6 protein-coding genes are annotated in these 2,657 nt (G+C 72.8%); all 6 read left to right on the forward strand.

Features of this window, described 5'->3' with window-relative positions; genetic code table 11:
• On the forward strand, nucleotides 1-573 hold a 573-nt coding region (locus C1I95_RS33295; protein WP_233514045.1), incomplete at its 5' end, for a hypothetical protein.
• Nucleotides 566-976: a hypothetical protein gene (locus tag C1I95_RS33300; protein WP_111220026.1), complete on the forward strand. Its 411-nt coding sequence runs from the start codon at nucleotides 566-568 to the stop codon at nucleotides 974-976. The genes C1I95_RS33295 and C1I95_RS33300, both read left to right, overlap by 8 nt.
• Entirely contained in the window at nucleotides 973-1,809 is an 837-nt protein-coding gene (locus C1I95_RS35565; protein WP_158566523.1) for a DUF4326 domain-containing protein, read from the forward strand. The genes C1I95_RS33300 and C1I95_RS35565 overlap by 4 nt, the downstream gene beginning before the upstream one ends.
• On the forward strand, nucleotides 1,806-2,009 hold the full coding sequence (locus C1I95_RS33310) for a hypothetical protein (protein ID WP_146605941.1): 204 nt from the start codon (nucleotides 1,806-1,808) through the stop codon (nucleotides 2,007-2,009). The genes C1I95_RS35565 and C1I95_RS33310 overlap by 4 nt, the downstream gene beginning before the upstream one ends.
• A 5-nt stretch (nucleotides 2,010-2,014) precedes the next feature.
• The gene (locus tag C1I95_RS33315) at nucleotides 2,015-2,272 is read left to right on the forward strand and encodes a WhiB family transcriptional regulator (RefSeq protein WP_111220032.1); all 258 of its coding nucleotides are present in this window, start codon (nucleotides 2,015-2,017) and stop codon (nucleotides 2,270-2,272) included.
• Between the two features lie 28 nt (nucleotides 2,273-2,300).
• On the forward strand, nucleotides 2,301-2,657 hold a 357-nt coding region (locus C1I95_RS33320), incomplete at its 3' end, for a single-stranded DNA-binding protein (protein ID WP_111220030.1).

Genomic DNA, 2,657 nt, shown 5'->3' on the forward strand with positions numbered 1-2,657 from the left:
CCCGCGGGAGGTGAACGACAGATGCCGCCGAAGACCCGCACCCGCCCGCCCGGCGCGAAGCCCCGCAGCCGGGAAGAAGCGGAGCAGCAAGAGGCGGTCATCGAACTCATCCAAACCGGCTTCCGGCCCGTACGGGTGGCGCACTTCCGGCCGGTCGAGATCCGCCCCGGCAAGTGGATCACCCCGGTTCAGGGTGACGGGGCCGGCTGGCTTGACCTGGCCATCGCCGGCCCCGGCGGGCAGCTGTTCCGCGAACTGAAGTCCAGCACCGGCAAGGTCGAACCGGAGCAGCAGGTGTGGATGGACCTGCTCGCCGCCGGAGGCGCCGATGTGGGCGTGTGGCGGCCCGGCGACCTGCTGTCCCGTCGCATCGGGCGGGAGTTGGCCGCGATCCGCCGCCCCCGCCGGACCGCGCCCCCGCCGGCCGGCGTGTCCCTGGTGGATGTCGACCTGGAGGCGTTCCAGCTCGCGCTGGAGCACATCCGGGAGACGGACCCGACCAGCCCGGCCGGCCGGATCGCCACCGACGCACTGCGCCGCCAGCACGCCGCGAAGGAGGCCAGCCGTGGCTGACGCTGGCCTCTTCGACGCCGCCGCCTACCAGGTGACGCCCGCCCCGGTAGAGAAGGTGTCGGCGGACCGGCGCCGCACCCTGCGGCAGGCGGCAGCCCTCGCCGCCGGCCGGCACCCTCTCGGCCTGGCCCTCGGCCGACACCTGCCGCTACACCCGGACGCGCCGCCGGCCGACGACCGGCAGGCCGCCGGCCCGCGCTGCGGCTCGTGCTGGCACCGGCAGGTCCTCGGCCACCACAACCGGTCGTACGGCAAGTGCACCGCCGACGACGGCGGCCGGATCAGCAACGGCGCCGGCACCGATGTTCGGCGGTGGTGGCCAGGGTGCCGGGACTATTCCCCCGGCGACCCGCAGCTCAGTGTCGACGCGGCCCGGTTCGTACCCGAGGCGGTGGGCGCATGATCCCCTACGCCCCCGACGCCTGGAACGAGATCATCCCGGGCCTGTTCATGGGCGGCCACGACCGGCTCGCCACGCCCGGTGAGCACCCGCCCGCCGTGGACGTGGTCGTCGGCGACGAGTTCGACGTGGTGATCTCCCTCTACCGGCGGTGGGGTTCCGGCCCCGCCGCCGGGGTCGAGCACCACTACCTGAACATCCCCGACGGGGCGCTGCTGCCCGCCGACGCGCGCCGTTGCGCCGAGCTGGCCGGCATTGCTGCTGCGGCCGTCCGCGCAGGCCGGCGCGCGCTGATCAGGTGTCAGGCCGGCTATAACCGGTCCGGGCTCGTCACCGCCCTGACGCTGATCCGGCTCGGCCGCACCGCCGGTGAGGCCATCGACCTGATCCAGGCGCGGCGGTCGCCGTACGCGCTGTTCAACGGGCATTTCGTGGAGCACCTGCTGACGGTGCCGCGCCGCATCCACTGGAACCGGTACGCGGGCAAGCCGTTGCCACCCAACGCGCGTCTGATCACCCGGCCGGGCCGGTACAGCAACCCGTTCAAGATCGGCAGCCTGGTCATCGAACCCGGCTGGCACGGCCGCTGCGCGTGCCCGTACGACGGCACCCACCCGGCCGGCACCCGCATCGGCGACAAGGTGATCCGCGCCGTCCGCGACCGGGCCGACGCTGTCGCCCTGTTCCGCGCCTGGGTGAAGTGGAACGACGACGTGTGGACGCCCGAGTTCGTCGCCCCGCTGGCCGGCTACGACCTGGCCTGCACCTGCCCCGCCGGAGAGCCGTGTCACGGGGATGTGTTGCTGCCCATGGCCAACGGGGGTGAGGGCCGGTGATGGGCCGTGGCCGCTCCGCAAGGGCCGACTGCCCGACCTGCGGCCGGCAGGTCAGCGTCGCCCGGCAGACCGAGCGCCTGTCCACGCACAACGACCCCGAAACCGGCGAGGAGTGCACCTCCTCACGCCAGCAGATCGACCTGTACGGCGGCGACCCCGCCGCGCCCGCCGCCGCACTGACCCGCACACCGAAGGAGTGATCGACATGGATTGGCGACACCACGCCGTCTGCCGGGACGAAGACCCGGAGCTGTTCTTTCCGATCGGCAACAAGGGCCCGGCCCTGTTGCAGGTCGAGCAGGCCAAGGCCGTCTGCCGCCGCTGCTCCGTCACCGACCAGTGCCTCCAGTGGGCGCTGGAGTCCGGGCAGGACGCGGGCGTCTGGGGCGGGATGAGCGAGGAGGAGCGCCGCGCTGTGAAGCGCCGCGGCGGCCTCCGGGTGCTGCGCGCCCACACCACCTGATCCACCACCACGAAAGGAGAAGCCGATCATGGCTGGAGATACCACCATCACGGTCATCGGGAACCTCACCGACGACCCCGAACTGAGGTTCACGCCCAGCGGCAAGCCCGTCTCGAAGTTCCGCGTCGCCTCGACGCCCCGGTTCATGGACAGGGCGTCCGGCGAGTGGAAGGACGGCGAACCGCTGTTCCTCCCCTGCACCGTCTGGGGGCAGCCCGCCGAGCACGTCGCCGAGTCGTTGCAGCGCGGCGCCCGCGTCATCGTGTCGGGCCGGCTACGTCAGCGGTCGTACGAGACCCGCGAGGGCGAGAAGCGGACCGTCATCGAGCTGGAAGTGGACGAGGTCGGCCCGTCGCTGCGCTACGCCACGGCGAAGGTGCAGAAG

This window comes from Micromonospora craterilacus (assembly GCF_003236315.1).
Taxonomy (GTDB): Bacteria; Actinomycetota; Actinomycetes; order Mycobacteriales; family Micromonosporaceae; genus Micromonospora; species Micromonospora craterilacus.